This window comes from Acetobacter sp. AAB5 (assembly GCF_050106715.1).
In the GTDB taxonomy this organism is placed as follows: domain Bacteria; phylum Pseudomonadota; class Alphaproteobacteria; order Acetobacterales; family Acetobacteraceae; genus Acetobacter; species Acetobacter oryzifermentans.
Map to the genome: position 1 here is coordinate 21,583 of NZ_JBNIEW010000006.1, position 26,374 is coordinate 47,956.

The window sequence follows — 26,374 nt, forward strand, 5'->3', positions numbered from 1 at the left end:
TTGGTTTATTTATGGCAGGGGGTGAGCAGCGTTCAGCTTTTCACGCTCTTCCAGCACAACACCCGGCTGCAAGGGTGTAGCACGTTCCTTTTTAATATCATCCGCTGTGAAGGTTGGCGTAGAAGCCGCGCCACTCAGGGAGGAAACGTAGGTCAGCAGAGCAGCAATTTCTTCATCAGACATGGATGACATGGAAGGCATGTAACCCATGTAGGAACCACCAGCGGCCTTCAGGCTGCCAGCAAGACCATTCAGCAGTACGTGTGTCACGTAGGTTTTGCCTTCAGGAGAAGCCGCAATTTTGTCAATGCGTCCTTTCAGGGGGGGGAATTGCCCTGGAACGCCATCGCCGCTGCTCTGGTGGCACATGGCGCAGTGCGTTGCATAAAGCTGTGCGCCATCCGCCGCTGCATGCGCCGCACCAGAAAAGCCTACGCCTCCGGTAAGAGCTGCCAGCAGAGCGAGAACGGTCTTTTTCATAAAATACTCCTGAAAACTGTTCGATAATGAAATGACTATACACGGATAGCCTATCTTCTCAACCTAAGGGAGCTGAAAGAATATGCTTTCTTTATTTCGAACAATCAGGGCGGAAGAAAGGCTTTATGCCTGCACATAAGGGATGAACTGATGAGATAGCTGCGCAAAAAGAGAGAACAGGCCGTATGCAGTCACACGCATTTTGCGTGAGCAAATCTGTTTTTCTAAATGGAATTGGAAGGTATTTTTGAAGGAACTGAGCCGACCGCAGCTGTAAATAAGCAACGTGCGGCTAAAACCACAAAAGGTGATTACACCAAATTATGTCAAACTATTTTTTGGGGAAGGGTGGCAGTTTACTGCCGTTTAATGGTGCCCAAGGGCGGGATCGAACCACCGACACTGCGATTTTCAGTCGCATGCTCTACCAACTGAGCTACTTGGGCACCGCAGCCTCGCGGCGTGAGAGAGCATGTATCTCACTCTTTGCAGGAGATCAAGTCACCTTTCGTCATTTCTTTCAGCTTTTTCATCATTTTCGATCACGGCAGGTGCGCCCGGAATACGATAATCGCCCGAAAACCAGCGGCCTAGATCAATATCTGCGCAGCGTTTTGAGCAAAAAGGGCGGAATTCTGCCTGTGCGGGCTTGCCGCATACGGGGCATTTAGCTGGTTTAGAAGTCATGCGTCCTGAACCGTCCAGAAAAAATCAGGCAAAGCAGGATCAGCCTTTAGGGCCAAAGGTTTGCCGCGGAGTTGTACACAGTCTGCCACGGCTTGCGGGTCCTGCTCCAGCGCCCGAATAAGGGGGATACTGCCACGTAAGATGGTTGCCGTAGGGGCTTGTGCCAAGATGGTTCGGAGTGCCTTAAGCGCATGCCCATGAGGAGAGTTGAGAAGCTCTGGAAGGGAGGGGTGAATGCGCGGGCGTACAATCTCAATCAACCCTAAAGCGCTCACACCAAGGCAGCGTGGGCGAAGTGGATCTGCCCGCAAAGCCTCTTGCACGACATCTTGCAAAGCCTGACGCTTGCGCATGGCCATGCCTGCTGGATCAATGACAATTGCTCCAGAAAGATTGCGCAGGCGGATTTGGTGTAAAAGTTCAGGCAACGCATCACGATTTGCGGCAAACTGTGCTGTCTGCTTGGGGCGGGAACCCGCAACAGGTGGTGCATCCATATCAATGGCAATAAGCGCGGGGGTTGGCGTAATGGTTGCCTGCATGTTGCCTGGCAGATCTACAGTGCTGTCTTCCAGAGCATGACATGCTGCCATAATTTCTGGCGGCATGGGCGTAAACCCGGCTTCTCTTTTTGCACGTAGGGACGGGGGCACAAGGGCGGCTGCCTGCGGGGTATCTACGGTAATGATCGCATTTGGCCATTGGGCCGCCAGACGTTCCAGAGGGGTTGGACCGGTGGTTACGAGGCCAACATCCTTACCCTGAGCAGAAGGCTCCAGCATGCGCACACGCACGCCTTTGCCGCCTTGCGCTGCGCGGGAAACGCAGACCGTTATGCTCTGGCCTTCGGTGAGGTGAGAGACTGCTTTCTGGTCGGATAGAAAGCCTTGCAGGCCATGCCCTAGATCCACAAAAGCCCCGCCCATAAAGGCAGCTTGTGCCGCTATGCGCGCAACATAGATATTGCCAACAAGATCGGGGGTGGCTGGCCGCCAGAGTGCGTAATCCAGCAGCGTATCATCTTGGGTAACAGCAAGGCGCATTTCACCCGGAAAGGTGGCAACGCGCAAATAATGCATCACGCCAGCCAGTGCCCGGGTTGCCCGCGTAAAAGTTGGGCTGTTTCAAATAGCGGCAAACCGATAACAGCAGAGCTGCTACCAGATAGAAAGCGAATAAAGCCTGCAGCATGGCCTTGCAGGGCATATCCGCCTGCTTTGCCTGTCCAGTCTCCCGTATCCAACAGCGCATTGATCTGATGCGGTGTTAGGCGATTAAACGTAACCGCTGTTTCTACTAGTCGCTCTGCTGTTTTACCTTGAGGCCACCTGGAACTAGGCATAACCGCAACCGATGTTATGACTGTGTGCCGTCTGCCAGAAAGGCGTTCCAGACAGAATTGCGCTGTTTCCCGGTTTTCTGCTTTTGGCAGAATACGCCGCCCCAATGTAACCACTGTATCTGCGGCTAGAATTAAGGCTGGTTCGGTAACGGTGGCAGCTACAGCACGCGCTTTTTCCAACGCCATACGGCGCGCATAAGCACGGGGAAGTTCTGTTTTTGCGGGTGTTTCGTCAATATCAGCCGGAACGATGCGGTCAGGCACTACGCCAATCTGGCGCAGCAGCTCTACCCGCCGGGGCGAAGCAGATGCCAGTATAAGGAGAGGTGCCTCTCCTTTAACGGAGTTCTGCTGGCCGGAAACTGTCACGGCTTTATTTGAAGCGGAACGTAATGCGACCCTTGGAAAGGTCGTAAGGTGTCATTTCAACATTCACGCGGTCACCCGCCAGAACGCGAATACGGTTTTTACGCATTTTGCCGCTGGTATGCGCCAGAATAACGTGTTCATTGTCCAGCTTTACGCGGAACATGGCATTAGGCAGCAGTTCAGTTACCGTGCCGCTAAATTCAATCATGTCTTCTTTAGACATTGCATCCTTCGTATGTTTCAGAGCCGTTAAAGGTCAATCTTGGTGAGCAGATATGGGTTAGCGGCAGCCTATGGTCAAGCATTAGGTGTTGAGGCTGCCAGAACATCCAATCTGGCGGAAACGCTAAGTGCGTGGGCTTCCAGCCCTTCGGCCTGAGCCAGCGCCACAGCAGCGGGCCCGATCTGGCGGAGGGCATCCGGGCCGCCAGATAAAAACGTTGTGCGCTTCATGAAGTCAAAAACAGACAGGCCAGAAGCAAAACGCGCGGTGCGGGATGTAGGTAGCACATGGTTGGGGCCGCCTACGTAATCCCCTATGGCTTCGGGGCAGAAACGGCCCAGAAAAGCAGCCCCAGCATGGCGTACATGGGCAAACAGGCTTTCCGGGTCATCCACCATCAGTTCAAGATGTTCAGGTGCTAGGCGGTTGGCCAGTTCTACGGCTTCCTGCATATCGCGGCTAATCAGCACTGCGCCGTTACGTGCCCAGCTTTCCCCTGCAATAGCTGCGCGGGATAGTACGCGCAGTTCAGCTTCCACAGCCTGAATAACGGTATCTGCAAATGCTGCATCAGGAGTAATAAGTGTGGCTTGCGCGCATTCATCATGCTCGGCCTGTGCCAGCAGATCCAGCGCAATCAAGCGTGGATTCGTATTCGAATCGGCAATCACCACCACATCAGATGGGCCAGCAATACTGTCTATGCCCACATATCCAAAAACCTGACGTTTGGCTTCGGCCACATATGCATTGCCTGGGCCAACAATGCGGTCCACCGGGCGGATGGTTTGCGTACCATAGGCCATAGCGCCCACAGCCTGCGCACCGCCAACACGGTAGATTTCTGTCACACCGGCTCGGTGCGCTGCGGCCAGTACCAACGGGTTAATCACCCCATCAGGAGTTGGCACACACATGGCCAAACGCTGCACCCCAGCAACCTTGGCGGGGATGGCGTTCATCAACACGGAAGATGGATATGCTGCTTTGCCACCGGGCACATACAGGCCGACTGCATCTAGCGGAATCCAACGCATGCCCAATGTCATGCCCACATCATCTGTGTAGCGGATATCAGAAGGCAGCTGGTTTTTATGGAAGGACTCGATACGCTGCGCGGCAATATCCAGTGCTTCCAGAAGTTCAGGGCTTACTTTTGCGCGTGCCTGCTCAATCTCTTGTGCCGTAAAGGCAAGCTGTTGAGCAGTAAGGGGCAGGCGGTCAAAGCGCTCTGTAAAAGCACAAAGTGCGGCATCACCTTCTTTGCGCACGGCAGCCAGAATATCTGCAACCGGTTTATGAACTTCCTGCCCTTGCTCCTCACGATTGGAAAGAAGAGCGGTAAAGGCGGTTTCAAAATTCGGTTCGCGCGTATCAAGCCGTTTCATGGAATGCGTCTGCCTTACACATTTTCCGCAACGGGCGAGGATGCAGCAAGCGCCGTGCGAAAGCGGGAGAGAATGCGGTCAATCTGTTCCGGGCGGGTTTTAAGGGCCGTTCGGTTAACAATAACGCGGCTGGTGACCTGAGCGATGGTTTCTACTTCCTTCAGGCCGTTGGCTTTCAGGGTAGAGCCTGTATCCACCAGATCCACAATGAGGCGGGAAAGCCCGAGCATTGGGGCCAGTTCCATGGCGCCGTGTAAGTGCACAATGGTGGCGTTGATGCCGCGTGCTGCAAAAAAGCGACGTGTGATAGCGGGGTATTTGGTGGCTACCCGCACTTCGGACCAACGCTTCCATTCCTGCGGATCATGCGGAAGGTGAGCAGGCTGCGCCACAGAAATGCGGCATGCGCCAATACCCAGATCAAGCGGGGCGTAAATTTCGGGGTAATCGAATTCCATCAGCACATCAGCGCCGCAAACGCCAACTTGTGCACCACCGCTGGCCACAAAGGTTGCAACGTCAAACGAGCGCACGCGCACCACATCAACCTGTGGGTCCTGCGTGGGAAAGCGCAGTTTGCGGCTATCTCCCCCCAGGCATTCTGGGGCGGGGGCCATGCCTGTGCCAGACATAAGGGGTGACACAGCTTTGAGGATACGGCCTTTAGGGAGAGCCAGAACAATACGCCCGTTATCTTCCGTGCCGAAAGATGTTTCGGTCTGATGGGCAGGGCGGGGATGGTTCATGAAAACTCCGGCGGAGGCAAGGCGTGTCAAATTAAGCCTGCACTCCTACCACAAGGCGCAGCAGAAGAAAAATATGTAGTGGCCACATCTGCCATCAGTTTGCTTCTGGCAGATATGGCCACTTACCAGATCTAAAGGAGAAAGCCCTTTAAATCTGGTAGAAGCGTGGTGTGATTTACTTTTTCCACCAGCCGGTACGCCTGCGCGTTGCCGGCGGGCTATCTTCGATCACGATAGGCTGAACAATAGCTTCTTCTTTATCAGCAACTTCAGATGCGGCCTCTTTAGGTGCGGAAGTAGCGACTGCTTCGCTTCCGCTGGCGGCTTCTGGAGTAGGTGCTGGTTCTGCCTTTTTACGAGTGGTGCGCCGACGCGTTGTTTTCTTCGGCTTTTCCTCGGCAGTGTCCGCTGTAGAAGCTTCAGCCGTTTCTGTGGCCTCATCCTTTGCCGCTGTTTTGCGGCGGGTTGCACGGCGGCGCACAGGTTTTTTGGGGGCCTCTGCTTCCGTTGGTGCAGCGTCTGCTTCTGGTGCGGCTACAGATGCTTCTGCCTGTTCGGCATTTTCTTCTGCTGCGGGCTCTACCTTCTTGCGTGTGCGGCGGCGGCGCGGTTTAGGCGCTTCTTCCGTTTTTTCAGGCTCTTCCGGTGCAGCCATAACGGGCTGAGGTGCAACCTCTTCCGTTTTGGCGGGTTCTACTGGCACGCTTGCAGCTTCTTCCTGCACGTCAGCCGCTTTAGGTGCTGGTGCAACGTCAACAGCCTGTTGGCGCGCAGTGTTTTCCAGGAGTTCGAAAATATCCGGCGCGCCGCCAAATGGATTGGCCGGTGTTGGGCCTTCCCATGCTGGCATATTGGGCCGTGGCGCGGGGCCTTCTTCGATATCTACGTGGATTTCTGTGCGTGTTTCAGCTGGTTTGCGCACACGGGAGCGGCGGGTTCTGCGTCGGCCCGGCACCAGATTGGTTTCTGCTTCGGCTTCTGCAACAGGTTCTGCCGTGTTTTCAGAAGCCGCAATGGGTGCGGTTTCAGCAGATTCTGGTGTTTCCGTATCAGACTGTGTCTGTGTTTCAGATACCTGATTGGTATCCTGATCACTCCGCCGGCGACGCCGACGCCGACGCCGACGGCGTGGCTCATCAGAATTATCGGCAGTTTCCTGAATGGCAGAAGGTTCTGCGGCCGGAATTTCTGGTGCGGCAGCAGCAACTTCATCTGCCACAATGTTTTCAACCGGCGGCAATGGCGGCTGAATCCGTGGCGGACGTGCATGCTGGCGGCGTTCGATCCGAACTTCCGGAGCTGGCAGCGTATTGTCTGCGGCAAACAGCACTTCCATCTGGTGGCGCTGTTCAATCTGGGTCAGCCAGTCCCGCTTGTTGTTTAGGATGTAGAAAGCAATATCCGCGGCAACATGCACGGTAATGGCGGAAGAACGGCGGCGTGCGCCTTCTTCTTCTACTGCACGCAGAACATGCAGGGCAGAGCTTTCAATGCTGCGCATCATGCCTGTGCCATTACAGTGCGGGCAAGGCATAAAGGCGGCTTCTGCCACAGAGGGGCGTAGCCGCTGGCGCGACATTTCCAGCAACCCGAAATGGGAGATAGAGCCAATTTGAATACGTGCCCGATCATGCCGCAAGGCATCTTTCAGGCGGCGTTCGATCATGGAGTTATGGCGGCGAGACTCCATATCAATGAAGTCGATTACAATCAGGCCAGCCAGATCGCGCAGGCGCAACTGGCGGGCTACTTCATCAGCAGCTTCCTGATTGGTGCGGAATGCTGTTTCTTCAATGTTACGCTGGCTGGTGGCTTTGCCCGAGTTTACGTCAATGGCAACCAAGGCTTCTGTCTGGTTGATAACCAGATAACCGCCGGAGCGCAGAGACACCACGGGGGAGAACATGGCATCCAGATGCCCTTCCACGTGGTAGTGGGTGAACAGGGGCTGGTTTTCCTTGTTCCACAGCCGGACTTTTTCTGCGTGCTGAGGCATCAGCATCCGCATGAAGTCCCGCGCGGCCTTCCAGCCGTTTTCTCCATCCACCACAATTTCGCTGATTTCGCGGGTGTAAACATCGCGGATAGCGCGTTTTACCAAGCTCGCTTCTTCGTAAATCAGTGCGGGGGCCACGGATTGAAGCGTATGTTCGCGAATATCATCCCACAGATGGAGCAGATACTCGCAGTCTCGCGTAATTTCTGGGCCGGGCCGTTGCGCGCCAGCAGTCCGCACAATCATGGCCATGCCGCGGGGCAGGTTGAGGTCGGAAACAATATCCCGCAGGCGGCGGCGGTCTGCCACAGATGTAATCTTGCGTGAAACGCCACCACCACGCAGGGCATTGGGCATAAGCACACAATAACGGCCAGCCAGAGAAACGTAGGTGGTCAGGGCTGCGCCCTTGTTGCCACGTTCTTCTTTAACCACCTGCACCAGCAGCACCTGCCGGCGGCGGATAACTTCCTGAATACGGTAGTTACGCAGGAATCGGGCAATGCGTTTTTGAATAAGGGCTTCTTCACCCGTATCTGTTTCGCCGCCTACGTAGTCTGGAGCATCCTGCTTGTTGGCAGAACGTTCTTCCCGTTCAGAACCTTCGCCTTCATTCTGAGCGGCGGTGTCAGATGCTTCTGTGTCCTGTTCTGCATCGGATGCCTGAGTTTCTGCATTGTCAGATGCATCATCCTCATCAGAACCATTTTCGCTGTTTTCCAGCAGGGCTTCTTCTTCCGCCTGAAGAGCCAGCAGCTTTTCGCGGTCAGAAACCGGGATCTGATAGTAATCCGGATGGATTTCGCTAAAGGCCAGAAAACCGTGGCGGTTGCCGCCATATTCTACAAAGGCGGCCTGCAGGCTTGGCTCTACGCGAACAACGCGGGCAAGGTAGATGTTCCCTTTAAGCTGCTTTTTTGCAGCAGATTCAACATCGTAATCTTCAAGCCGATTTCCGTCCATCACAACAACACGCGTTTCTTCCGCGTGTGTCGCGTCGATCAGCATACGCTTTGACATAAAAAGAAAAACTCCGGTGCGCCGGTGGCCAGCCTGTGTGGTGCTGCCGTGTAAATGGCATGGCACGACGGAGCAGGGGCTCTTCCGGCGGATATAAACAGGCGTGCGATAAAAATTGGAAGGCGTACGAAGTTTCCACAGCTGCCCCTGTATCAGCATCCTTCAGGCACGGTACGGCCTGTGGTCTGGCTGTTTTCAGCAAAGGGATGGGGCGGGCGATGGTCATGTATCCTTCAGTCAGTGTTTCTGCCCCTGATCTTTATGCGTGCGGGCGCGGTGTTGATGTAACCGGCGGCCCCCGTTCACGGCATGGACGGAGCGGAAAAAGCGCATGACGGGCATTTCTACCCTTGTGCCATACTGTGCGAACATGGCTCAAATAACCATAAATCGCAAGCCATTCGTAACAAACGCTGTTTTAGGGTGCCGATACATCTTTTTTCTGTCATTTTTAGTGCACACTTTAGCGTAAAGTGAACAGGAGCACTTTAATGGCTTTTCAGGCAGGCAAGATGAGCGGCAAAATCGTTGCTTCTGCAACGGTGCAGCGGGGTGTTACACGCCGTTCCGGGCTGCTGTATTTAGGCGGTGGCGGACTGGTTGCTGCTGCTACGCCAGCAGATGTTTGGGCCGCAAATAAGCAGGCAACAGGGCATAAACTGGCAGCTCCGGCTCTTGTAGGTAAGGCACGGCCCGCAGCCCCGCTTGTTATGCTAGACCCTGGGCATGGAGGCAAAGATCCTGGGGCCATTGGGTACACTGGCACGTATGAAAAACATGTAGCGGAAGCTGCTGCGCAGGAGTTAAGGCGGCAATTGTTGGCAACGGGACGTTACCGCGTGGCCATGACACGCGCTGGAGACCATTTTGTACCGCTGGATGGTAGGGTGGAACTGGCGCAGCAGCACGGAGCATCGCTTTTTATTTCCATGCATGCAGATGCTTTGCATAGTCCGCAGGTGCGTGGGGCCAGTGTTTACACCCATTCGCACGGCGCATCAGATAGCCAGACCGCAGACCTGGCCAAAACCGAAAACAGCGCAGACAGATATGGCGGCCCAATGGTGCATAGTGCATCACCAGAGGTGCAGCAGATTCTTGCTAGTTTGGTAACAGAAGAAACCCGCAAAGGCTCAGCCCATATGGCGCAGGCTGTGGTGTCGGCCTTTAATTCTCGGGTGCTATTGCTGCCGCATCCGCACAGGCATGCCGCTTTTGCGGTGTTGAAATCTGCCCAAATCCCCTCGGTTCTGGTTGAAATGGGCTTTATGTCTAACCGAATGGATGAGGCCGCGTTGCGTCAGGCAGGCCACCGAGCCATGGTGGCCGGGGCCATGCGAGACGCCGTTAATCGTTACTTTGCATCAGCCGGGGTAGGGCTTGCGGGCTGAAGGCGCGCCTGCTTGCGTGCAAGGCGCCGCTGTTTGAGTGCTAGCAGATGCTTGCGGAACCAATCCAGCATGCCGGATAAGGTAACAATTGTTACGCCAATAATGGTCCATTTATCCAGCGGTTCATGGAACAGCAAATAGCTAAACAGCACAGCCCAAACCATTTGGGTGTATTGTGGTAATGCCACGCGGCTGGCGGGGGTAAGGGCGGCCGCCAACATAATAAGTAATTGGCCTAGAGCCGCCAGAAATCCGTAACCAAACAAAAAGCTCCAATCCGTAACTGTATGGGGCCACGTAAAGTTGGGAAGGGCCAAAAGGCCATCTCCCAGCAGTGGCCCGGCCAGGCTAGAGCCAAGAACCCCCAGTTTTGTGGTGCCTGTGCCAGCTACACGGTAAGCAATAACATTTACGGCGCTGGCAATGGCAGCGGCTAATGCGCAGGCATGGCCAAAATGGAGTGGCCGCACGCCGGGGCGCAGCACAACCAGAACGCCCGCAAACCCGATAGCCACAGCAACCCATCCCCATGGGGATACTTTTTCCTTAAGTGCGACAACAGAAAGAATGGTGGCAATAAAGGGCATAAGGAACATCAGCGAGAGTGCTTCTGGCATGGACAGAAGCATGAAGGATTCTACGCTGGCGGCTGTGGCAATAAATGTTGCGACAGCCCGAATCCACCACATACCCGGTTTTTGAATGGGCAGAATGTTCAGCCATGATTGCCCGCGCGATTTAACAAACGGAACCAATAGCAGCCCAAAAACGCCACCAGAAAAGGCAACCTCAAACGGGTTGAGCCTGCCGGTAAGCAGTTTAGAAAAAGCATCACTTATGGAGAAAGCTGCAAACCCCAATAAAGACAGCAGCAGGCCCTTAGTGGGCGGGCTAAGTTTCATGTGTTGTGCTCTGCCTAATGGCGCGTAAGTGAAAAGAATAAAGAGGTGTCATAAACAGCCCGAAGGCTGAATTGAATACTCAATTCTTTATATTTACCATTTAGGGAGAAGAAAATATCATATAAGCTATATATGATATTTGGTGCCCAGAAGAAGACTCGAACTTCCACGACCTTGCGGCCACAGGTACCTGAAACCTGCGCGTCTACCAATTCCGCCATCTGGGCTCAAATGGCAACCAGGAGTGTTCCCGGCTGGTGAAGAGCCGTTTACCCCTCTGTGATGAGAGCGTCAACAGGGAAAATGATTTTTCTGACAGATTTGTGTCATTTGCCTGTCTGGCGTGGGCGGAGGGAATGGCACACAGTGCACAAAACACTGGATAAACGTGGAAGACGAGGGTGACTTATGGGTGCGCGTAAAATTGCAACCGTATTAGGTGGTGGCGGATTTGTAGGGCGTTATGTGGTGCAAAATTTGGCACGGGCCGGGTACGAGGTGCGCGTTGCCAGCCGTCGGCCAGATTTAACTGCGCGTTTACGCGCGTTAGGGCATGTTGGGCAGATTGCACCTTTTTATGCATCTGTTCTGGATGATGCATCTGTGGCCTGTGCGGTGCAGGGGGCGGATGTGGCGATCAACCTTGTGGCTGTCTTATCTTCCGTCAAGCAGCAAACACTGCAAGCCGTTAATGTAGAGGGCGCGGGGCGTGTGGCGCGTATAGCGGCAGAAACAGATGTGCCTGTATTTGTGCATATGTCGGCGCTTGGTGCTTCAGAAACGGCTCTTTCTGCTTATGGTAAAAGTCGGGCTGCGGGAGAAAAGGCCGTACGCCAATATCGGCCAGATGCTGTGATTATACGGCCTTCTGTTATTTTTGGGCCGGAGGATCATTTCTTTAACATGTTTGCGGGTCTTGCACGGTATTTGCCGTGTTTGCCGGTTTATGGTGCGCATTCGCGCTTGCAACCTGTTTATGTGGGAGATGTGGCGCAGGCAGTATTTGCGGCGGCGCAGTCTTCTGCGTTTGCGGGGAAAGAACTTTTGTTGGGTGGCCCGCAGGAAATGACCATGCTGGATATTGCGCGGTTTGTGTTGCGCGTAACGCAGCGCCATAAGCCTGTTTTTATTGTGCCATCAGCGCTGGCAAAGTTGCAGGCTATGGTTTTGGAGCGGCTGCCGGGGCATTTTCTGACGCAGGATCAATTGCGGATGTTGGCAACCGACAATGTTGTGCCCACAGGGAAATCCGGTTTTGAGGCGTTGAGTATCGTGCCGCAAAGTGTTGCGGCTATTGTGCCGTCTTATTTGGCACGGTTTAGGGTGGGTGAGGCTCAAAAAGACATATCCTTTTCGGTATAATGGGCTGGAGATAAAAAGGTCCGAAAATATACCTTTTTATCTGACCAATTGGATGGGTTTTGGTTTTATCATGAGGAAAAATATAAAAAGGTAAGCATTGCTGTCTTTTTATATTTACGGAGAACAAGCACCTTAGCCCCAGCAAAGTTTAGGGGCGGAGTCTGTCTGGCGCGCCCTTTCTCCGGGGATGCCACATGACGACCAAGATGCTTAAATTTGTCTCTGTGCCGCAAAAGCAGCCAGACAAGCGCACGGCTACGGCGCGGCGGGCAGATTTTGATGAAATTTATGAGGACTTCGCAACACCAGAAGCAACCGAGCAGGCCAGTCGGTGCTCGCAGTGCGGTGTGCCTTTCTGTTCAGTTCATTGCCCGCTCGGCAACAATATCCCTGATTGGCTGATGCTCACAGCACAGGGGCGGTTGGAAGAAGCCTATGGCGTTTCCTCCGCTACCAATACTTTCCCGGAAATTTGCGGTCGTATTTGCCCGCAGGATCGGCTGTGTGAAGGTAACTGCGTGATCGAACCGGGTTTCGAAAGCGTGACCATTGGTGCCGTGGAACGCTACATTACCGATACCGCATTTGAAAAAGGCTGGGTTAAACCTGTTAACCCAGTGCTGGAGCGCAGCCAGTCCGTTGCTATTATTGGTGCTGGCCCGGCTGGTTTGGCTGCGGCAGATCAACTGCGCGCGCAAGGTTACAAAGTACATGTGTATGATCGGTATGATCGGGTAGGCGGTCTGCTGGTTTACGGTATTCCCGGCTTTAAGCTGGAAAAACACATTGTGGCCCGCCGTCATAAGCTGCTGGAAGAAGGTGGTGTTGTTTTCCACCTCGGCCAAGGCATTGGGGATGGTGAAGGCGAACTGTCTTTTGCAGATTTGCGTAGCCGTCATGATGCCATTCTGATTGCAACAGGCGTTTACAAATCTCGTGAAATCGGAGGCCCCGGCGTTGGGCTGGCGGGTATTGAAAAGGCGCTGGATTACCTTACGGCTTCTAACCGGCGTTCCTTGGGGGATACCTTGCCGCCGGAAGCGCAGGCATTGGATGCCGCAGGTAAAAACGTAGTGGTTCTGGGTGGTGGTGATACCGCAATGGACTGCGTGCGCACGGCCATTCGCCAAGGTGCAAAATCTGTAAAATGCCTGTACCGGCGCGATAAAGCCAACATGCCCGGTTCTGCCCGCGAAGTAAAAAATGCGGAAGAAGAAGGCGTGCAGTTTGAATGGCTGGCAGCCCCTGAAGCCTTTTTGGGTGAAGGCCATGTTTCTGGCGTGCGGGCTGTGCGGATGAAGCTGGGCTTGCCAGATGCCACGGGCCGTCAGTCAGTTGAGCCGCTGGAAGGCTCTTCTTTCACGCTGGATGCTGATCTGGTTATCAAGGCTCTTGGGTTTGACCCAGAACCTCTGCCGCAGCTGTGGGGGCAGAAGGATCTGGCTGTATCCCGTTGGGGTACGCTCAAGGTTGGTCAGAAAGATTTCATGACATCTCTGCCGGGCGTGTTTGCCGCAGGGGACATTGTGCGTGGGGCCAGTTTGGTTGTGTGGGCCATTCGTGATGGGCGCGATGCAGCCGCCTGCATGCACACATGGATTCAGGAAAATGTAACGGCTACCGCCAAGGCGGAGCAGGGTTAATGGATATGGAACAGTTTCCCAACACCGTTTCCGCTGAAAGTAGCGAGGAATTTCTGAAAGCGTGGGATGCCAACGTGGCCGCGCTGGATGGGCTGTATGATCCGGCGGATGAGCGCGATTCCTGTGGTGTGGGCCTTGTGGCTGCACTGGATGGCAAGCGCCGGCGTGAGGTGGTTGAGGCTGGCATTGCCGCTCTGAAAGCTATCTGGCACCGCGGCGCAGTAGATGCCGATGGCAAGACAGGCGATGGTGCGGGTATTCATGTAGAAATTCCGCAGGAATTTTTTGCAGATGCCATTACCAGCACAGGTGATCGGCCAGATGAAAGCCGGATTGCGGTGGGGCAGGTGTTTTTGCCCAAAACCGATCTGGCAGCACAGGAACAGTGCCGCCAGATTATCGAAACCCAGATTCTGGCGTTTGGATACGGCATTTATGGCTGGCGTCAGGTTCCGATTGATACTTCCTGTATCGGTGAAAAAGCCAATGCAACGCGCCCGGAAATTGAGCAGATCCTTATCCGTAATCTTCCTAATAAAGGGGAAGAAGAGTTTGAGCGTGATCTGTATGTGATCCGCCGCCGGATAGAAAAAGCCGCCATTGCCGCGCAGGTTGATCTGTATATCTGCTCGCTGTCATGCCGGTCTGTTATTTATAAAGGCATGTTCCTTGCAGAGCATCTTACAGAGTTTTACCCAGATCTGCTGGATGAACGCTTTGTCAGCCGCTTTGCCATCTATCATCAGCGTTATTCCACCAACACCTTCCCTACATGGAAGCTGGCGCAGCCGTTCCGTCGCCTTGCGCATAATGGTGAAATCAACACCATTTCCGGTAATATCAACTGGATGAAAAGCCACGAAACACGGCTTTCTCACCCAGATCTTGATCCGTGGATGGCAGATATCAAGCCGCTGGTGCAGGCCGGTGGCTCCGATACCGCAACGCTGGATAACGTTTACGAACTGCTGACTTTTGCTGGGCGTGATGCACCTTTTGCCAAGGCGCTGATGATTCCGGCAAGTGTTGGCGGTAATTCCTCCATGAAGCCCGCGCACCGTGATATGTTCACGTATTGCAACGCGGTAATGGAACCGTGGGATGGTCCCGCAGCACTGTGCGCCACAGATGGCCGTTGGGTTGTGGCTGGGCTGGATCGCTCAGGCTTGCGCCCGCTGCGTTATACGGTAACAACCGATAATCTGCTGATTGTCGGTTCTGAAACCGGCATGGTACGCGTGCCTGAAAACGCCATTGTCAGCCGTGGTCGCCTTGGCCCGGGTGAGATGATTGGTGTCGATCTTCAGGAAGCCAAGCTGTATGGTAATACCGAACTGCTTGATCTGCTTGCCGCACGGCAAGATTTTTCCAGCTGGATCAAACGCACCCAGAAAATTGGCCATATCGTCCGTTCGGATGTGACAGAACCAGTTTATTACGAAGGCGAAGAACTGCGCCGCCGCCAGTTGGCTGTGGGCAGCACGCTGGAAGAACTGGAAGCCATTCTGCACCCAATGGTTTCTACCGCCAGTGAAGCCATTGGCTCCATGGGTGATGATACGCCTCTGGCTGTGCTTTCTCCGCGCTATCGTGGGTTGGCACACTATTTCCGGCAGATGTTCAGCCAGGTGACCAATCCGCCAATCGATTCCCTGCGCGAATCCCGCGTGATGAGCCTGACAACGCGGTTAGGGAATTTGGGCAATATTCTGGATCAGTCTCCCGAACAGTGTGACATGCTCCAACTGCCCAGTCCGGTGCTGACATCTGGTGAGTATGAAGGGCTGCGCCACTTTACGGGCACTTCTGGTTGCGTGATTGATTGCACATTCCCCGCCAAGGATGGGGAAGCAGGGCTGCGCGAAGCCATTGCCCGTATCCGGCGTGAGGCAGAAGAAGGCGTGCGTGGTGGCTGCACCCACGTATTCCTGACAGATGAAGATCAGTCTGCTGAGCGTGCATCTATTCCCATGATCTTGGCGACCGGGGCTGTGCATACGCATCTGGTGCGTACATCCTTGCGTACGTTTACATCCTTGAACGTGCGCACGGCTACAGCACTGGATGTGCACGCCATTGCAGTAACAATTGGGGTGGGTGCCACCACGGTTAACCCTTATCTGGCGCAGGAAAGCATTGCAGATAGGCATCGTCGTGGCCTGTTTGGGCAGATGAGTCTGCGTGAGTGCATGGAGCGCTACCGTAAAGCGGTAGATAAAGGCCTGCTTAAGATTATGTCCAAGATGGGTATTTCCATCGTGGCGTCTTACCGTGGTGGGTGCAATTTTGAGGCTGTGGGCCTTTCTCGCGCGCTTACGGCAGAATTCTTTCCCGGTATGCCTTCGCGTATTTCTGGTATTGGGCTTTCGGGCATTGCACGCAACGTGTTGCAACTGCACGAAAGTGCATGGGCCGCAACCAATACGCTCACCTTGCCTGTAGGTGGCCTTTACAAGCTGCGGCGGAGTGGAGAACAGCACGCATTTGATGGCGGCCTGATCCATATGCTGCAAACAGCAGTGGCTACTGGCAGCTTTACCATCTACCAGCGTTATGCAGATGCCGTACATGCGCAGCCACCTGTAGCCCTGCGTGATCTGCTGGACTTCCGTGATGGGCGTACGCCTATTCCGGTGGAAGAAGTGGAAAGCATTACGCAGCTGCGTAAACGCCTGATTTCCCCGGCAATTTCCTTGGGGGCCTTGAGCCCGGAAGCGCATGAAACGCTTTCCATCGCCATGAACCGAATTGGCGCAAAGTCCGATTCGGGTGAAGGTGGGGAAGATCCGGCACGTGCTAAACCGCGCCCGAATGGGGATAACGCATCCTCCGCTATCAAACAGGTGGCATCTGGCCGCTTTGGTGTAACGGCGCAGTATCTGAATGATTGCCGTGAGCTGGAAATTAAGGTGGCACAGGGTGCCAAACCGGGTGAAGGTGGGCAGCTTCCGGGCTTTAAGGTAACGGAACTGATTGCCAAGCTGCGCCATGCCACGCCAGGTGTGACGCTGATTTCTCCACCCCCGCACCATGATATCTATTCGATCGAAGATCTGGCGCAGCTGATTTACGATCTCAAGCAGATCAACCCGGAAGCAACGGTTACCGTTAAGCTGGTGGCGCGTTCTGGTATTGGCACCATTGCCGCTGGTGTGGCCAAGGCAAAAGCCGATGCCATCCTGATTTCCGGCCATTGCGGTGGCACAGGCGCAAGCCCGCTGAGCTCCATTAAATATGCGGGCTTGCCGTGGGAGCTTGGGCTGGCGGAAACGCATCAGGTGCTTATGCTCAACCGTCTGCGCCATCGGGTGCGTTTGCGGGCCGATGGTGGTATCAAAACCGGTCGTGATGTGGTTATTGCCGCCATGCTTGGGGCAGAGGAATTTGGTATTGGCACAGCCAGCCTTGTGGCCATGGGCTGCATTATGGTGCGCCAGTGCCATTCCAACACCTGCCCAGTGGGTGTGTGTTCTCAGGACCCCAAAATGCGTGCCAAGTTTGAAGGTACGCCCGAAAAGGTTATCAATCTATTCTCCTTCATTGCAGAGGATGTGCGGAATATTCTGGCTTCGCTGGGCTTCCGTTCTCTGAATGAAATTATCGGGCGCACAGATCTGCTGCGGCAGGTTTCCCGCGGGGATGATTATCTGGATGATCTGGATCTGAACTCTCTGCTGTCTCAGGCAGATCCGGGGCCGTTTGCACGCTACTGCACGCTGGATGGCCGGAATGAAGTGCCAGATACGCTGGATGCGCAGATGATTGGTGATGCCAAGCCGCTGTTCGACCACGGTGAGAAAATGCAGCTGCACTACAATGTGCAGAACACCCAGCGCGCCATTGGCACGCGCATTTCCTCTCTGATCGTGCGTCAGTTTGGTATGAAAACACTGGCGCCGGGGCATCTTACGGTGCGTCTGCGCGGCTCTGCGGGGCAATCTCTAGGGGCGTTTGCCGTGCAGGGGCTTAAGCTGGAGGTGCTGGGTGATGCCAACGATTACGTGGGCAAAGGGCTTTCTGGCGCAACCATTACGGTGCGTCCTTCCCCATCCTCTACGCTGGTGTCTAACAAAAACGCCATTATCGGCAACACGGTTCTGTATGGGGCCACTGCGGGTGAACTGTATGCCGCAGGGCAGGCGGGGGAACGCTTTGCCGTGCGTAACTCTGGTGCGATAGCTGTTGTAGAAGGCTGTGGTTCTAACGGGTGTGAATACATGACAGGCGGCACCGTGGTGGTGCTGGATGATGTGGGTGACAACTTTGGCGCTGGCTTTACTGGCGGCATGGCCTTTGTGCTGGATAAGGACAATGTGTTCGATAGCCGGGTAAACCCCGAATCCCTGTTGTGGGTGCGTGTAACTGAACCGAAATGGGAACAGATGCTGCGCAGCCTTGTTGAACGGCATGTGGAAGAAACAGGTTCTGCTTATGCCAGCATGTTGCTGCATAAATGGGATGAGGTTCTGCCACACTTCTGGCATATCGTGCCCAAGGATTATGCCCGGATTATCGGCTTTACGGTGCCGGAACAGCAACTGGAAAAAACAGCCTGAACCATAAGGCTGCATGTGAGTTGACAGAAGCAGATGGGCGGAGGGGAAACCTTTCGCCCATTTGTTTTTCATATCTGTTGTGCATGTGAACCGCGCTTATGTTTGCGGCCTCTCGCTTCCAGCAGAAATGCACTGTAAAGTGTTAGATATGGAACACACAGCGCATTCCCTCCGTTCACATCCGCTTCCGGTTTTTGCAACGGAAGCCGGTACCGTTGCCAACACACCTGCAGGGCAGGGGGCGGCCTCTCTTCCGCGTTGGGATCTTTCAGCCCTTTACGCGGGTATGGATGATCCGAAGCTGCATGCTGATTTGGCTGAGGCAGAAAAAAAAGCTCAGGCTTTTGCCAAGCAGTATCAGGGCAAAATTAGCGGCCTTTCCGGCAAGGAATTGGCAGACGCCATAGCAACCTTTGAAATTATTGAGGAAATGCTGGGCAAGGCAGGTTCTTATGCCTCTTTGCTGTTTGCCGCAGATTCTTCAGATGCTTCCATCAGCCAGTTTAGCCAGTCCATCAATGAACGGCTGACAGCCATTTCCACCCATTTGCTGTTTTTTACGCTGGAACTGAACCGTCTGGAAGAAGCAGACCTTCGGGAAAAGCTGAAAGACCCCGCACTGGCGCATTGGCAGCCTTACCTGCGTGATATCCGCATGTATCGTCCGCATCAGCTTTCTGATGATGTGGAAAAGGTTCTGCTGGAAAAATCTGTAACCGGTGGACAGGCATGGTGCCGCCTGTTTGATGAAACCATTGCGGCTTTGCGCGTCACACTGGATGGGCAGGAAATTACGGTAGGGGATGCGCTTAACCGTTTGTCCGATACAAATCGGGCAACAAGAGAGCAGGCAGGTAAAGCTGTAGGTGGCGTTTTTGAAAAAAATGTCCGCCTGTTTGCGCTCATTACAAACACACTGGCCAAGGATAAATCCATCTCGGATAATCTGCGGCATTTCGCACGGCCAACTTCCTCCCGCAATCTTTCCAACATGGTGGAAGATGAGGTGGTGGATGCCCTTGTTTCTGCCGTGCGGTCTGATTATCCGCGCCTTTCCCACCGCTACTATGCCCTGAAAGCCAAGTGGATGGGGCTGGATAAGCTGGAGCATTGGGACCGCAACGCCCCACTGCCCGGGAATGATGATAAGCTGATTCCGTGGTCTGAAGCCAAGAACATTGTGCAAAAGGCATATGATGGGTTTGACCCACGTATGGGGAAGGTTATCAACACTTTCCTGACCAATCCGTGGATTGATGTGCCACCAGCACCGGGTAAATCTCCCGGCGCTTTTGCGCATCCTACTGTGCCTTCAGCTCATCCTTATATTCTGCTGAACTATCATGGTCGTATCCGCGATGTCATGACACTGGCGCATGAGCTGGGCCACGGTGTGCATCAGGTTATGGCGGCAAAGCAGGGCTACTTCATGTCCGATACGCCGCTGACACTGGCGGAAACGGCCAGTGTGTTTGGCGAGATGCTGACATTCCAGTCTTTGCTGGATGCAGAAAAAGATCCACAGCGCCGCCGTCTTCTGCTGGCTGCCAAGGTTGAGGATATGCTCAATACCGTGGTGCGCCAGATTGCGTTTTATGAATTTGAAACCCGCGTGCACGATGCCCGTAAAAAAGGCGAGCTGCTTCCTGAACAAATTGGTGCCATCTGGCGCAGTGTGCAGACAGAAAGCCTCGGCCCGGCCTTTAACTTTACGCCGGAATACGATGTGTTCTGGGCTTACATTCCGCACTTCATCCATTCTCCATTCTATGTGTATGCCTATGCATTCGGAGATTGCTTGGTGAACGCGCTGTATCAGGTGTTCAGTGAGGGCGCGCCGGGTTTCCAGGATAAATACATTGCCATGCTGGAAGCCGGCGGCACCCTGCGCCATAAGGAGCTGCTGGCCCCCTTTGGGCTGGATGCATCTGATCCGGGTTTCTGGCGCAAAGGGCTGGATGTTATTTCCGGCTTTATTGACCAGTTGGAGCAGGGCTGATTATGGCGCGAGATATGGATAATACCGGCGTTTTTGGTGAACTGCGCCGTATGGTGCAAACAACCGGAACCGTTGGTGGCATTGCAGCCCGGCTGGCAGGCAACAAAATAGGTTTGCGCTCTGGCGGGGCTTCTCACGCAGAAGATCTTAAATCCATGCTGGGTGGGCTCAAAGGCCCGCTCATGAAGGCAGCGCAGCTTCTGGCCACCATTCCCGGCGCGTTGCCCGATGAATATGCCGATGAGCTTGCGCAGCTTCAGTCCAACGCGCCGCCAATGGGGTGGAGCTTCGTGCGCCGCCGCATGACGGCGGAACTTGGCCCGGGGTGGGAAAAGAATTTCCGCTCCTTCGGGCGGGAAGCCGCTGCTGCTGCCAGCCTTGGGCAAGTGCATCAGGCAGTGTTGGCCGATGGCCGCCGCGTAGCCTGTAAGTTGCAGTACCCGGATATGAAGGCCGCTGTTGAGGCCGATCTGCGCCAGTTCCGTATGGCTATTGGGGTTTACCACAAGCTGGATAACGCCATCCGGCAGGATGATGTGGTGGAAGAGCTTTCTGAACGCCTGCGGGAAGAGTTGGATTACCGGCACGAAGCCGCGAATATGCGCCTGTATCATTCCGTGCTGGCAGATTGCCCCGAAGTTACGGTGCCTTTGCCAATAGATGAACTCTGCACGCAGCGGCTGCTGACGATGGAATGGGTGCAGGGGCAGAATCTGAATGCAGCCATAAAGGCAGGTCTTACGGAAGAGCAGAAAAAACGCATTGCGCGTGCGCTGTTCCGGGCATGGTATGTGCCGCTGTATCAGTATGGCGTGGTGCATGGTGACCCGCACATGGGCAACTTTACCATGCGGGAAGATGCAGGCCTGAACCTACTGGATTTTGGGGCCATCCGTATTTTTCAGCCTTCGTTCATCAAGGGGAATATTGACCTGTATTACGCGCTCCGTAACAAGGATATGGACATGGCCGCCCATGCTTATGAAGCATGGGGTTTCCGTGACCTGACGCGTGAGAAAGTGGCTGTTCTGAACGAATGGGCAGGGCTGTTATATGCCCCGCTGATGGTGGATGAAGAACGCTACATTCAGGATGACAACAACCCAGCCCTTGGGCGGGAAATTCTTTCCAAGGTGCATGATGGGCTGCAAAAAGCCGGAGGCGTGCGCCTGCCGCGTGAATTTGTGCTGGTTGATCGTTCAGCCCTTGGGCTTGGATCTGTGTTCATGCGGCTGAAAGTTAAGATGAACTGGTACCAATTGTTCCATGAAATCGTGCAGGATTTTGATGAACAGGCTTTGGCCCAGCGTCAGCAGGCAGCCGTTAAGGCAGCACGTTTTCCACCAGAAACGCAGTCGGCTTCCTGATTAAAGGCAAAGCTTGCTTTGCTGGGGTGCGCCAAAAGCCCCCAGCAAAGTAAGGTGGCTTACCTCAGTAAGCCTGATAAGCCGCGCGTTTAAGATGAACCTGATTATATTCAAGCTGATCCTTGGTCAGCTGAAAACCAATTTCAAACCGATAATCTGAATCCACGTTTTTGGGTGGAATGGGCAGATCCACCGTGATCACCTTTGTATCGTCTTCAAAGGTGGAGAGGTTGGCCGGGAAGGACACGGTGTGGTGGAAGACATGCTTGTTCACAATTCTGTCTCCATGCAGCACGGCAATAAACCACGGTAGGGTAAGCGTATTGGCTGCCGCCGCTGGGCCGCGTTCGATCACAAAGCGCAACACGATTCGGGTTTTCAGATCCTTGGGGCCAGCGGCAAGGCAATCCCCCTGTAATTGCAGGATGCTGGCGCGGGCGATCATATTCTTAAAGCCCGTCCCCTTGCCTTGGTAGAGGTAGTAATCTGCGGCTTCGGATGGAATATGCGTAATGGGGCAGGTGGGCGCAAAATCCATGGATTTGCTTTCACCATCACCGCAGCCGCCAAGTGTGGCCAGCAGCCCAAGAGCTGCCAGACCCGGAGCGGCAATACGGGGGAACAGGCTGCGCCGTTGGTTGTGATTAAGGAACATGTATGGATCCGGCATTATCGGTTAAAACGGGTTGAACACAGCAGATAGCAGCCATCACACCCGGATAGGTATGTTTTTCAAGGCTTTGATGCCGTAAAACGGGTTGCATCCCATGCGTCCTTTGCGTAGGCCACAACTTCCGTCACCTTTATGGGTTTCGGGCATAGCCTGTTTTCAATATGCTTCTTCATAGCCAGTTTTCTTCTATACAGTCCGCTGCAACTTTGGGGAACACCATGCCCGATCAAACTGATACCCTTACCCCGCCCCAGAGCGCAGATGCTCAGCACGGCAGATCTCTTAAGGTTCTGCTGGCAGGCCCACGTGGTTTCTGCGCAGGGGTGGACCGTGCCATCCGTGTGGTGGAAGAAGCTATCCGCCGCTACGGTGCGCCTGTTTATGTCCGCCATGAAATTGTCCATAACCGGACAGTGGTGGAAGAGCTGGAAGCACAAGGCGCCATTTTTGTTGAGGAACTGGATGAAGTTCCCGTAGATGGCCACGTTGTTTTCTCTGCTCATGGCGTGCCAAAAACCGTGCCTGTTGAGGCCGAACGCCGTAACCTTCTGTATCTAGATGCCACATGTCCGCTGGTTTCCAAGGTGCATCGTGAAGCTGAGCGTCATTTTGCCGGTGGTGGGCCAGAAAGCCGCCATATCCTGATGATTGGCCATGCAGGCCACCCAGAAGTGGTGGGCACAATGGGCCAACTGCCACCGGGTGCCATGACGCTGATTAACGATGCAGAAGAAGCCCGCACGGTAGAGCCGGAAGATCCAACACGTCTGGCCTTTATCACTCAGACAACGCTTTCCGTGGATGATACGGCAGAAATTGTGGATATTCTGCGTGCGCGGTTCCCGCTGATTGAAGGGCCAAAGCGCGAAGATATCTGCTACGCCACCACAAACCGTCAGGAAGCCGTTAAAACCATTGCGCCTGAATGCGATCTGGTGATTGTTATTGGCTCTCCCAATTCTTCCAATTCTCAGCGTCTGCGTGAAGTAGCGGAACGCTCTGGCACACCGCGTGCGCTTTTGGTGCCTCGTCTGGATTCTCTGGATTGGTCCGTGCTGGAAGGCGTAAACACGCTGGGTATTACGGCTGGTGCTTCTGCGCCGGAAGCATTGGTGCAGGAAATGCTGGCAGAAATGGCCAAGCGTTATACGCTGTGCATTGAAGAGCGGATTGTGAAGGAAGAAAACGTAACGTTCCGCCTTCCCGCACCGCTAGGCTAAAGGTGCTGCATGGCCGTTTATACGGACGTTGGGAACGAGGCCCTAGAAGCGTTTTTACAGGATTACGCCATAGGGTCTCTGGTTGCGTTTCGCGGTATTGCCGAAGGGGTAGAGAACAGTAATTTCCAACTGCGTACAACAGATGGAGATTACATTCTTACCCTGTACGAAAAACGGGTGAATGCGCAGGATCTGCCTTGGTTTTTAGGGCTTATGCAGCATCTGGCGCGTGAGGGGGTAACATGCCCCCAGCCTGTGGCTGATTCGCAGGGCCACGTGCTCAAAACACTGGCAGGCAGGCCCGCTGCCATTACCACATTCTTGCCCGGCGTTTGGCCGCGTGTTGTCAGGCTGGAGCATTGTCGTCCATTGGGGCGTGCTTTGGCACAACTGCATGTGGCGGGGCGTTCCTATAAGCCGGAACGTCAGAATGGTTTGGGGCCAGATGCGTGGTTTGCGCTGCTAGAAAGCTGCGGTGCAGGTGCAGATAACGTGTGTGCAGGTTTGCGGGATGAACTGCAAAATGCACTGGAGCATATTCTGCCGTTTTGGCCGGGGCGGGGGAATAACCCGCTGCTGCCGCGTGGGCAGATTCATGCAGACATGTTTCCTGATAACGTTTTCTTTCTGGATCATGCAGTTTCAGGCGTGATTGATTTCTATTTCGCCTGCACGGATTTTCTGGCTTACGACATTGCCATTTGTTTGAACGCATGGTGCTTTCAGGCCGATGGGGCGTTTAACATCACCTTTGCCCGGCATATGATGCAAGGGTATGAGGAAATACGCCCATTGGAGCCAGCAGAACGCAAGCTTATGCCTGTTCTGGCCAGAGGTGCGGCTATGCGCTTTTTGCTGACCCGGTTGTATGACTGGATCAACACGCCAGCAGATGCCTTGGTAACGCCTAAAAATCCTATGGATTATCTGAAGCGCCTGCGCTTCCATCTGGAAACGGAAAGTGCTGATGCCTACGGATTCTGAAAATACCAGCGCAACAGAACAACCTGCTCTGGCGGTTGAAATCTGGACGGATGGTGGATGCCGCCCAAACCCTGGCCCCGGTGGCTGGGGTGTTCTGCTACGCTGCAAAGGCGTGGAACGAGAACTCTCTGGCGGTGAGCGTGAAACCACCAACAACCGTATGGAGCTAACAGCCGCAGCAGAAGCGCTGGAAGCTCTTACGCGCCCTTGTGTGGTGAATTTGCACACAGATAGTGAATATGTGCGCAATGGCATTACCCGGTGGCATACAGGGTGGGTAAGGCGCAATTGGCGCAATGCATCGGGTGATCCGGTTGCCAATATGGATTTATGGCGCAGGCTGCTAGATGTCTCCAAGCGGCATGAAGTCTCATGGCACTGGGTCAAGGGACATTCCGGCGTGCCAGAAAATGAACGGGTGGACCAACTCGCAACAGAAGCCCGAGAAAAAATAGAACAGTCTCTTTTAGAGAGCTAAAAACAAACCGGCTGAAAGGCCGGTTTTTTCATGAGGCATTGCGAGGGAAAGCCACTGTGGTTGAACGCAAAACATACCAAAACGTAGTAGGCTATTTGGTGGCGTTTGTGGTTTTAACGCTGCTTTATACCGCTTTGGGTATGACGCAGCCTTTTAATTCAGACAGTGTTTCGACCTTGCTGGCCGCGCAGGATATTCTGCACGGCAATGTTTTGCTGAAAGGGTGGGATCTTTCTACCCAGTCCTTCTATTTTACTGAAATACTGCCTTATGTTGTGGTGTTCGGCCTATTTGGTTGGCATGTGTCTTTTTATTACATTGTGCCAGCCATGTTGTGGGCTGTTGCTATGTTGCTGGCGTTTTGTATCGTACGTTCGGCAAAGGGCAGTGCCGGGTGGCCGCTTCTGGTTTTGTTAGGGGCGCCGAGCGCTTTTGCTATCCATCTGGTGTTGTCGCCCTGTTATCATGTCGGCGCATATGTGGGCATGTTGCTGTTTTGGCTGATGTGGTTACGCAAACCGCAATGGTTACAACCTAAAAGCGTATTCGGAATTTGTACGCGTTGGAGCGGCACTGTCCTGTTTGTCGCCCTGCTCCTGAGCAGTGATGATCTGGTTAAATATACTCTAGCTTTGCCGATTATTCTGGCGGCTATCGGATGTAGTCTTGAACAACGCAGCCCAAGATATTGCGGAATTGCCAGCAGCATGGTGGGGGCCTTGCTGCTGGAGCACGTTATTAAAACAGTGCTTGCCCATAATGGAGCGTTCCATGTGCCGGGGTTGTGGAGTTCATCTTTTGGTTCACAAAGTCGGGCTTCGTATAATCTAAGCGTTCTGTTTTCCGGCTTCTTACAGTATTTTGGTGCCGATTTTTTTGGAAAGCCGATAACGCTTTCTGGCTCTGGGCGTGAGCTGTTTCATCTGATGTGTGCAGGTGGCACGGTGTGGTGCTGCTTTCATGTGCTGCGTAAAAACCGGCAATGGACGCTGTTTGATCTTTCAGCCGCCCTCGCTATTCTTATTATGTTGGCAGCCTTTATTTTTGGCGAACTGACAATGGATGAGCAGTCATTCCGTTATCTGGTTTTTCCATGCCTGTTGTCTGTTTTGCTAGTTGTTCGGCATGCGCAGGTGCCGTGTGGTTATGGCTTTCTGTTTGGTGGCTGCTGTATTTTGTATGCGGCAACAATTCTGCCACGTCCCGTTTTAGGGTATGCGGCAGCAAACCAGAACTTTGCCGTAAACCACGCTCTGGAACAAATGGGCCTGAAGCAGGGTTTTGCGCCATACTGGAGCGCTGCCCGCAATAGTCTGCCATTTCAGGCACGGCTTGCGCCTATTGAGGTCACGCCATCAGGCATCAAAGCGTTTCATACCCTCAGCAAGCGACAATGGTATGAAACGGGTGGCAATTTTATTGTGTGTGAAAGTGCAGATCAGGCCGCGCAGGCTCAAACACAGTTTGGGCCTGCACAAAAAGGAATACGCATAGGCAGCAATATGCTGCTGGTATGGTCACACCCCTTTAAGGTGCCTGAAAACTGAA

20 protein-coding genes and 2 tRNA genes are annotated in these 26,374 nt (G+C 54.0%); 10 read left to right on the forward strand and 12 right to left on the reverse strand.

The genetic code is table 11. The features are described 5' to 3' along the window. Nucleotides 1-9: 9 nt before the first annotated feature. From ACP7IZ_RS07515 to ACP7IZ_RS07555, 9 genes are all read right to left on the reverse strand, one after another. Nucleotides 10-480: a c-type cytochrome gene (locus ACP7IZ_RS07515; RefSeq protein WP_063354469.1), complete on the reverse strand. Its 471-nt coding sequence runs from the start codon at nucleotides 478-480 to the stop codon at nucleotides 10-12. A 370-nt stretch (nucleotides 481-850) separates the two neighbouring features. Then, nucleotides 851-926 (reverse strand) — tRNA-Phe (locus ACP7IZ_RS07520). A 55-nt stretch (nucleotides 927-981) separates the two neighbouring features. Next, nucleotides 982-1,167, reverse strand: coding sequence for a DNA gyrase inhibitor YacG (locus tag ACP7IZ_RS07525; RefSeq protein WP_426848554.1), 186 nt, complete (start codon nucleotides 1,165-1,167; stop codon nucleotides 982-984). Continuing rightward, nucleotides 1,164-2,249: a ribonuclease E/G gene (locus ACP7IZ_RS07530; protein ID WP_426848555.1), complete on the reverse strand. Its 1,086-nt coding sequence runs from the start codon at nucleotides 2,247-2,249 to the stop codon at nucleotides 1,164-1,166. The genes ACP7IZ_RS07525 and ACP7IZ_RS07530 overlap by 4 nt, the downstream gene beginning before the upstream one ends. Then, the gene (locus ACP7IZ_RS07535) at nucleotides 2,246-2,878 is read right to left on the reverse strand and encodes a Maf family protein (RefSeq protein WP_426848556.1); all 633 of its coding nucleotides are present in this window, start codon (nucleotides 2,876-2,878) and stop codon (nucleotides 2,246-2,248) included. The genes ACP7IZ_RS07530 and ACP7IZ_RS07535 overlap by 4 nt, the downstream gene beginning before the upstream one ends. Nucleotides 2,879-2,882: 4 nt before the next feature. Then, entirely contained in the window at nucleotides 2,883-3,101 is a 219-nt protein-coding gene (gene infA / locus ACP7IZ_RS07540; RefSeq protein WP_003623225.1) for a translation initiation factor IF-1, read from the reverse strand. A 74-nt stretch (nucleotides 3,102-3,175) separates the two neighbouring features. Next, a complete protein-coding gene (hisD, locus tag ACP7IZ_RS07545) occupies nucleotides 3,176-4,489 on the reverse strand; it encodes a histidinol dehydrogenase (protein WP_426848557.1) in 1,314 nt (437 codons plus the stop codon). Nucleotides 4,490-4,503: 14 nt separating this feature from the next. Beyond that, a complete protein-coding gene (gene hisG, locus ACP7IZ_RS07550; protein ID WP_003623223.1) occupies nucleotides 4,504-5,235 on the reverse strand; it encodes an ATP phosphoribosyltransferase in 732 nt (243 codons plus the stop codon). A 175-nt stretch (nucleotides 5,236-5,410) separates the two neighbouring features. After that, complete coding sequence (locus ACP7IZ_RS07555) at nucleotides 5,411-8,251, reverse strand: Rne/Rng family ribonuclease (RefSeq protein ID WP_426848558.1); 2,841 nt, start codon at nucleotides 8,249-8,251, stop codon at nucleotides 5,411-5,413. 491 nt (nucleotides 8,252-8,742) lie between these two features. Here ACP7IZ_RS07555 and ACP7IZ_RS07560 point away from each other — a divergent pair, with 491 nt between their 5' ends. Continuing rightward, nucleotides 8,743-9,642 (forward strand): N-acetylmuramoyl-L-alanine amidase family protein, encoded by a 900-nt coding sequence (locus ACP7IZ_RS07560; protein ID WP_426848559.1) that lies wholly within the window; start codon nucleotides 8,743-8,745, stop codon nucleotides 9,640-9,642. Here the strand turns inward: ACP7IZ_RS07560 and ACP7IZ_RS07565 are convergent. Both ACP7IZ_RS07565 and ACP7IZ_RS07570 read right to left on the reverse strand, forming a co-directional pair. Then, nucleotides 9,606-10,544: a DMT family transporter gene (locus tag ACP7IZ_RS07565; protein WP_426848560.1), complete on the reverse strand. Its 939-nt coding sequence runs from the start codon at nucleotides 10,542-10,544 to the stop codon at nucleotides 9,606-9,608. The genes ACP7IZ_RS07560 and ACP7IZ_RS07565 overlap by 37 nt on opposite strands. A 140-nt stretch (nucleotides 10,545-10,684) precedes the next feature. Next, nucleotides 10,685-10,771 (reverse strand) — tRNA-Leu (locus ACP7IZ_RS07570). Between the two features lie 181 nt (nucleotides 10,772-10,952). On the opposite strand from ACP7IZ_RS07570, the gene ACP7IZ_RS07575 reads away from it, so the two are divergent. The 5 genes from ACP7IZ_RS07575 (at nucleotide 10,953) to ACP7IZ_RS07595 (ending at nucleotide 21,471) form a co-directional block, all read left to right on the forward strand. Further along, complete coding sequence (locus ACP7IZ_RS07575) at nucleotides 10,953-11,906, forward strand: complex I NDUFA9 subunit family protein (protein WP_426848561.1); 954 nt, start codon at nucleotides 10,953-10,955, stop codon at nucleotides 11,904-11,906. A gap of 194 nt (nucleotides 11,907-12,100) precedes the next feature. After that, complete coding sequence (locus ACP7IZ_RS07580; protein WP_426848562.1) at nucleotides 12,101-13,549, forward strand: NAD(P)-dependent oxidoreductase; 1,449 nt, start codon at nucleotides 12,101-12,103, stop codon at nucleotides 13,547-13,549. After that, nucleotides 13,549-18,105 carry a glutamate synthase large subunit gene (gene gltB / locus ACP7IZ_RS07585; RefSeq protein WP_426848655.1) on the forward strand — a complete coding sequence of 1,519 codons (4,557 nt, stop codon included), beginning with the start codon at nucleotides 13,549-13,551 and terminating at the stop codon, nucleotides 18,103-18,105. Before ACP7IZ_RS07580 ends, gltB begins: the two co-directional genes overlap by 1 nt. 61 nt (nucleotides 18,106-18,166) lie before the next feature. Beyond that, the gene (locus ACP7IZ_RS07590) at nucleotides 18,167-20,104 is read left to right on the forward strand and encodes a M3 family oligoendopeptidase (RefSeq protein ID WP_426848563.1); all 1,938 of its coding nucleotides are present in this window, start codon (nucleotides 18,167-18,169) and stop codon (nucleotides 20,102-20,104) included. 2 nt (nucleotides 20,105-20,106) lie between these two features. After that, nucleotides 20,107-21,471 (forward strand): ABC1 kinase family protein, encoded by a 1,365-nt coding sequence (locus ACP7IZ_RS07595; RefSeq protein WP_426848564.1) that lies wholly within the window; start codon nucleotides 20,107-20,109, stop codon nucleotides 21,469-21,471. Between the two features lie 64 nt (nucleotides 21,472-21,535). Here the strand turns inward: ACP7IZ_RS07595 and ACP7IZ_RS07600 are convergent, their stop codons facing one another. After that, a complete protein-coding gene (locus tag ACP7IZ_RS07600) occupies nucleotides 21,536-22,141 on the reverse strand; it encodes a hypothetical protein (protein WP_426848565.1) in 606 nt (201 codons plus the stop codon). A gap of 221 nt (nucleotides 22,142-22,362) precedes the next feature. Here ACP7IZ_RS07600 and ispH point away from each other — a divergent pair, with 221 nt between their 5' ends. Genes ispH through ACP7IZ_RS07620 form a run of 4 tightly spaced genes read left to right on the forward strand, consistent with a single transcriptional unit; the run spans nucleotide 22,363 to nucleotide 26,373 of the window. After that, on the forward strand, nucleotides 22,363-23,364 hold the full coding sequence (gene ispH / locus ACP7IZ_RS07605; RefSeq protein WP_026019375.1) for a 4-hydroxy-3-methylbut-2-enyl diphosphate reductase: 1,002 nt from the start codon (nucleotides 22,363-22,365) through the stop codon (nucleotides 23,362-23,364). A gap of 9 nt (nucleotides 23,365-23,373) precedes the next feature. Beyond that, the gene (locus tag ACP7IZ_RS07610; protein ID WP_426848566.1) at nucleotides 23,374-24,348 is read left to right on the forward strand and encodes a homoserine kinase; all 975 of its coding nucleotides are present in this window, start codon (nucleotides 23,374-23,376) and stop codon (nucleotides 24,346-24,348) included. Further along, a complete protein-coding gene (rnhA, locus tag ACP7IZ_RS07615; RefSeq protein WP_426848567.1) occupies nucleotides 24,332-24,826 on the forward strand; it encodes a ribonuclease HI in 495 nt (164 codons plus the stop codon). Before ACP7IZ_RS07610 ends, rnhA begins: the two co-directional genes overlap by 17 nt. Nucleotides 24,827-24,882: 56 nt before the next feature. Continuing rightward, nucleotides 24,883-26,373, forward strand: coding sequence for a hypothetical protein (locus ACP7IZ_RS07620; protein WP_426848569.1), 1,491 nt, complete (start codon nucleotides 24,883-24,885; stop codon nucleotides 26,371-26,373). The last annotated feature ends 1 nt before the right edge of the window (nucleotide 26,374 follow it).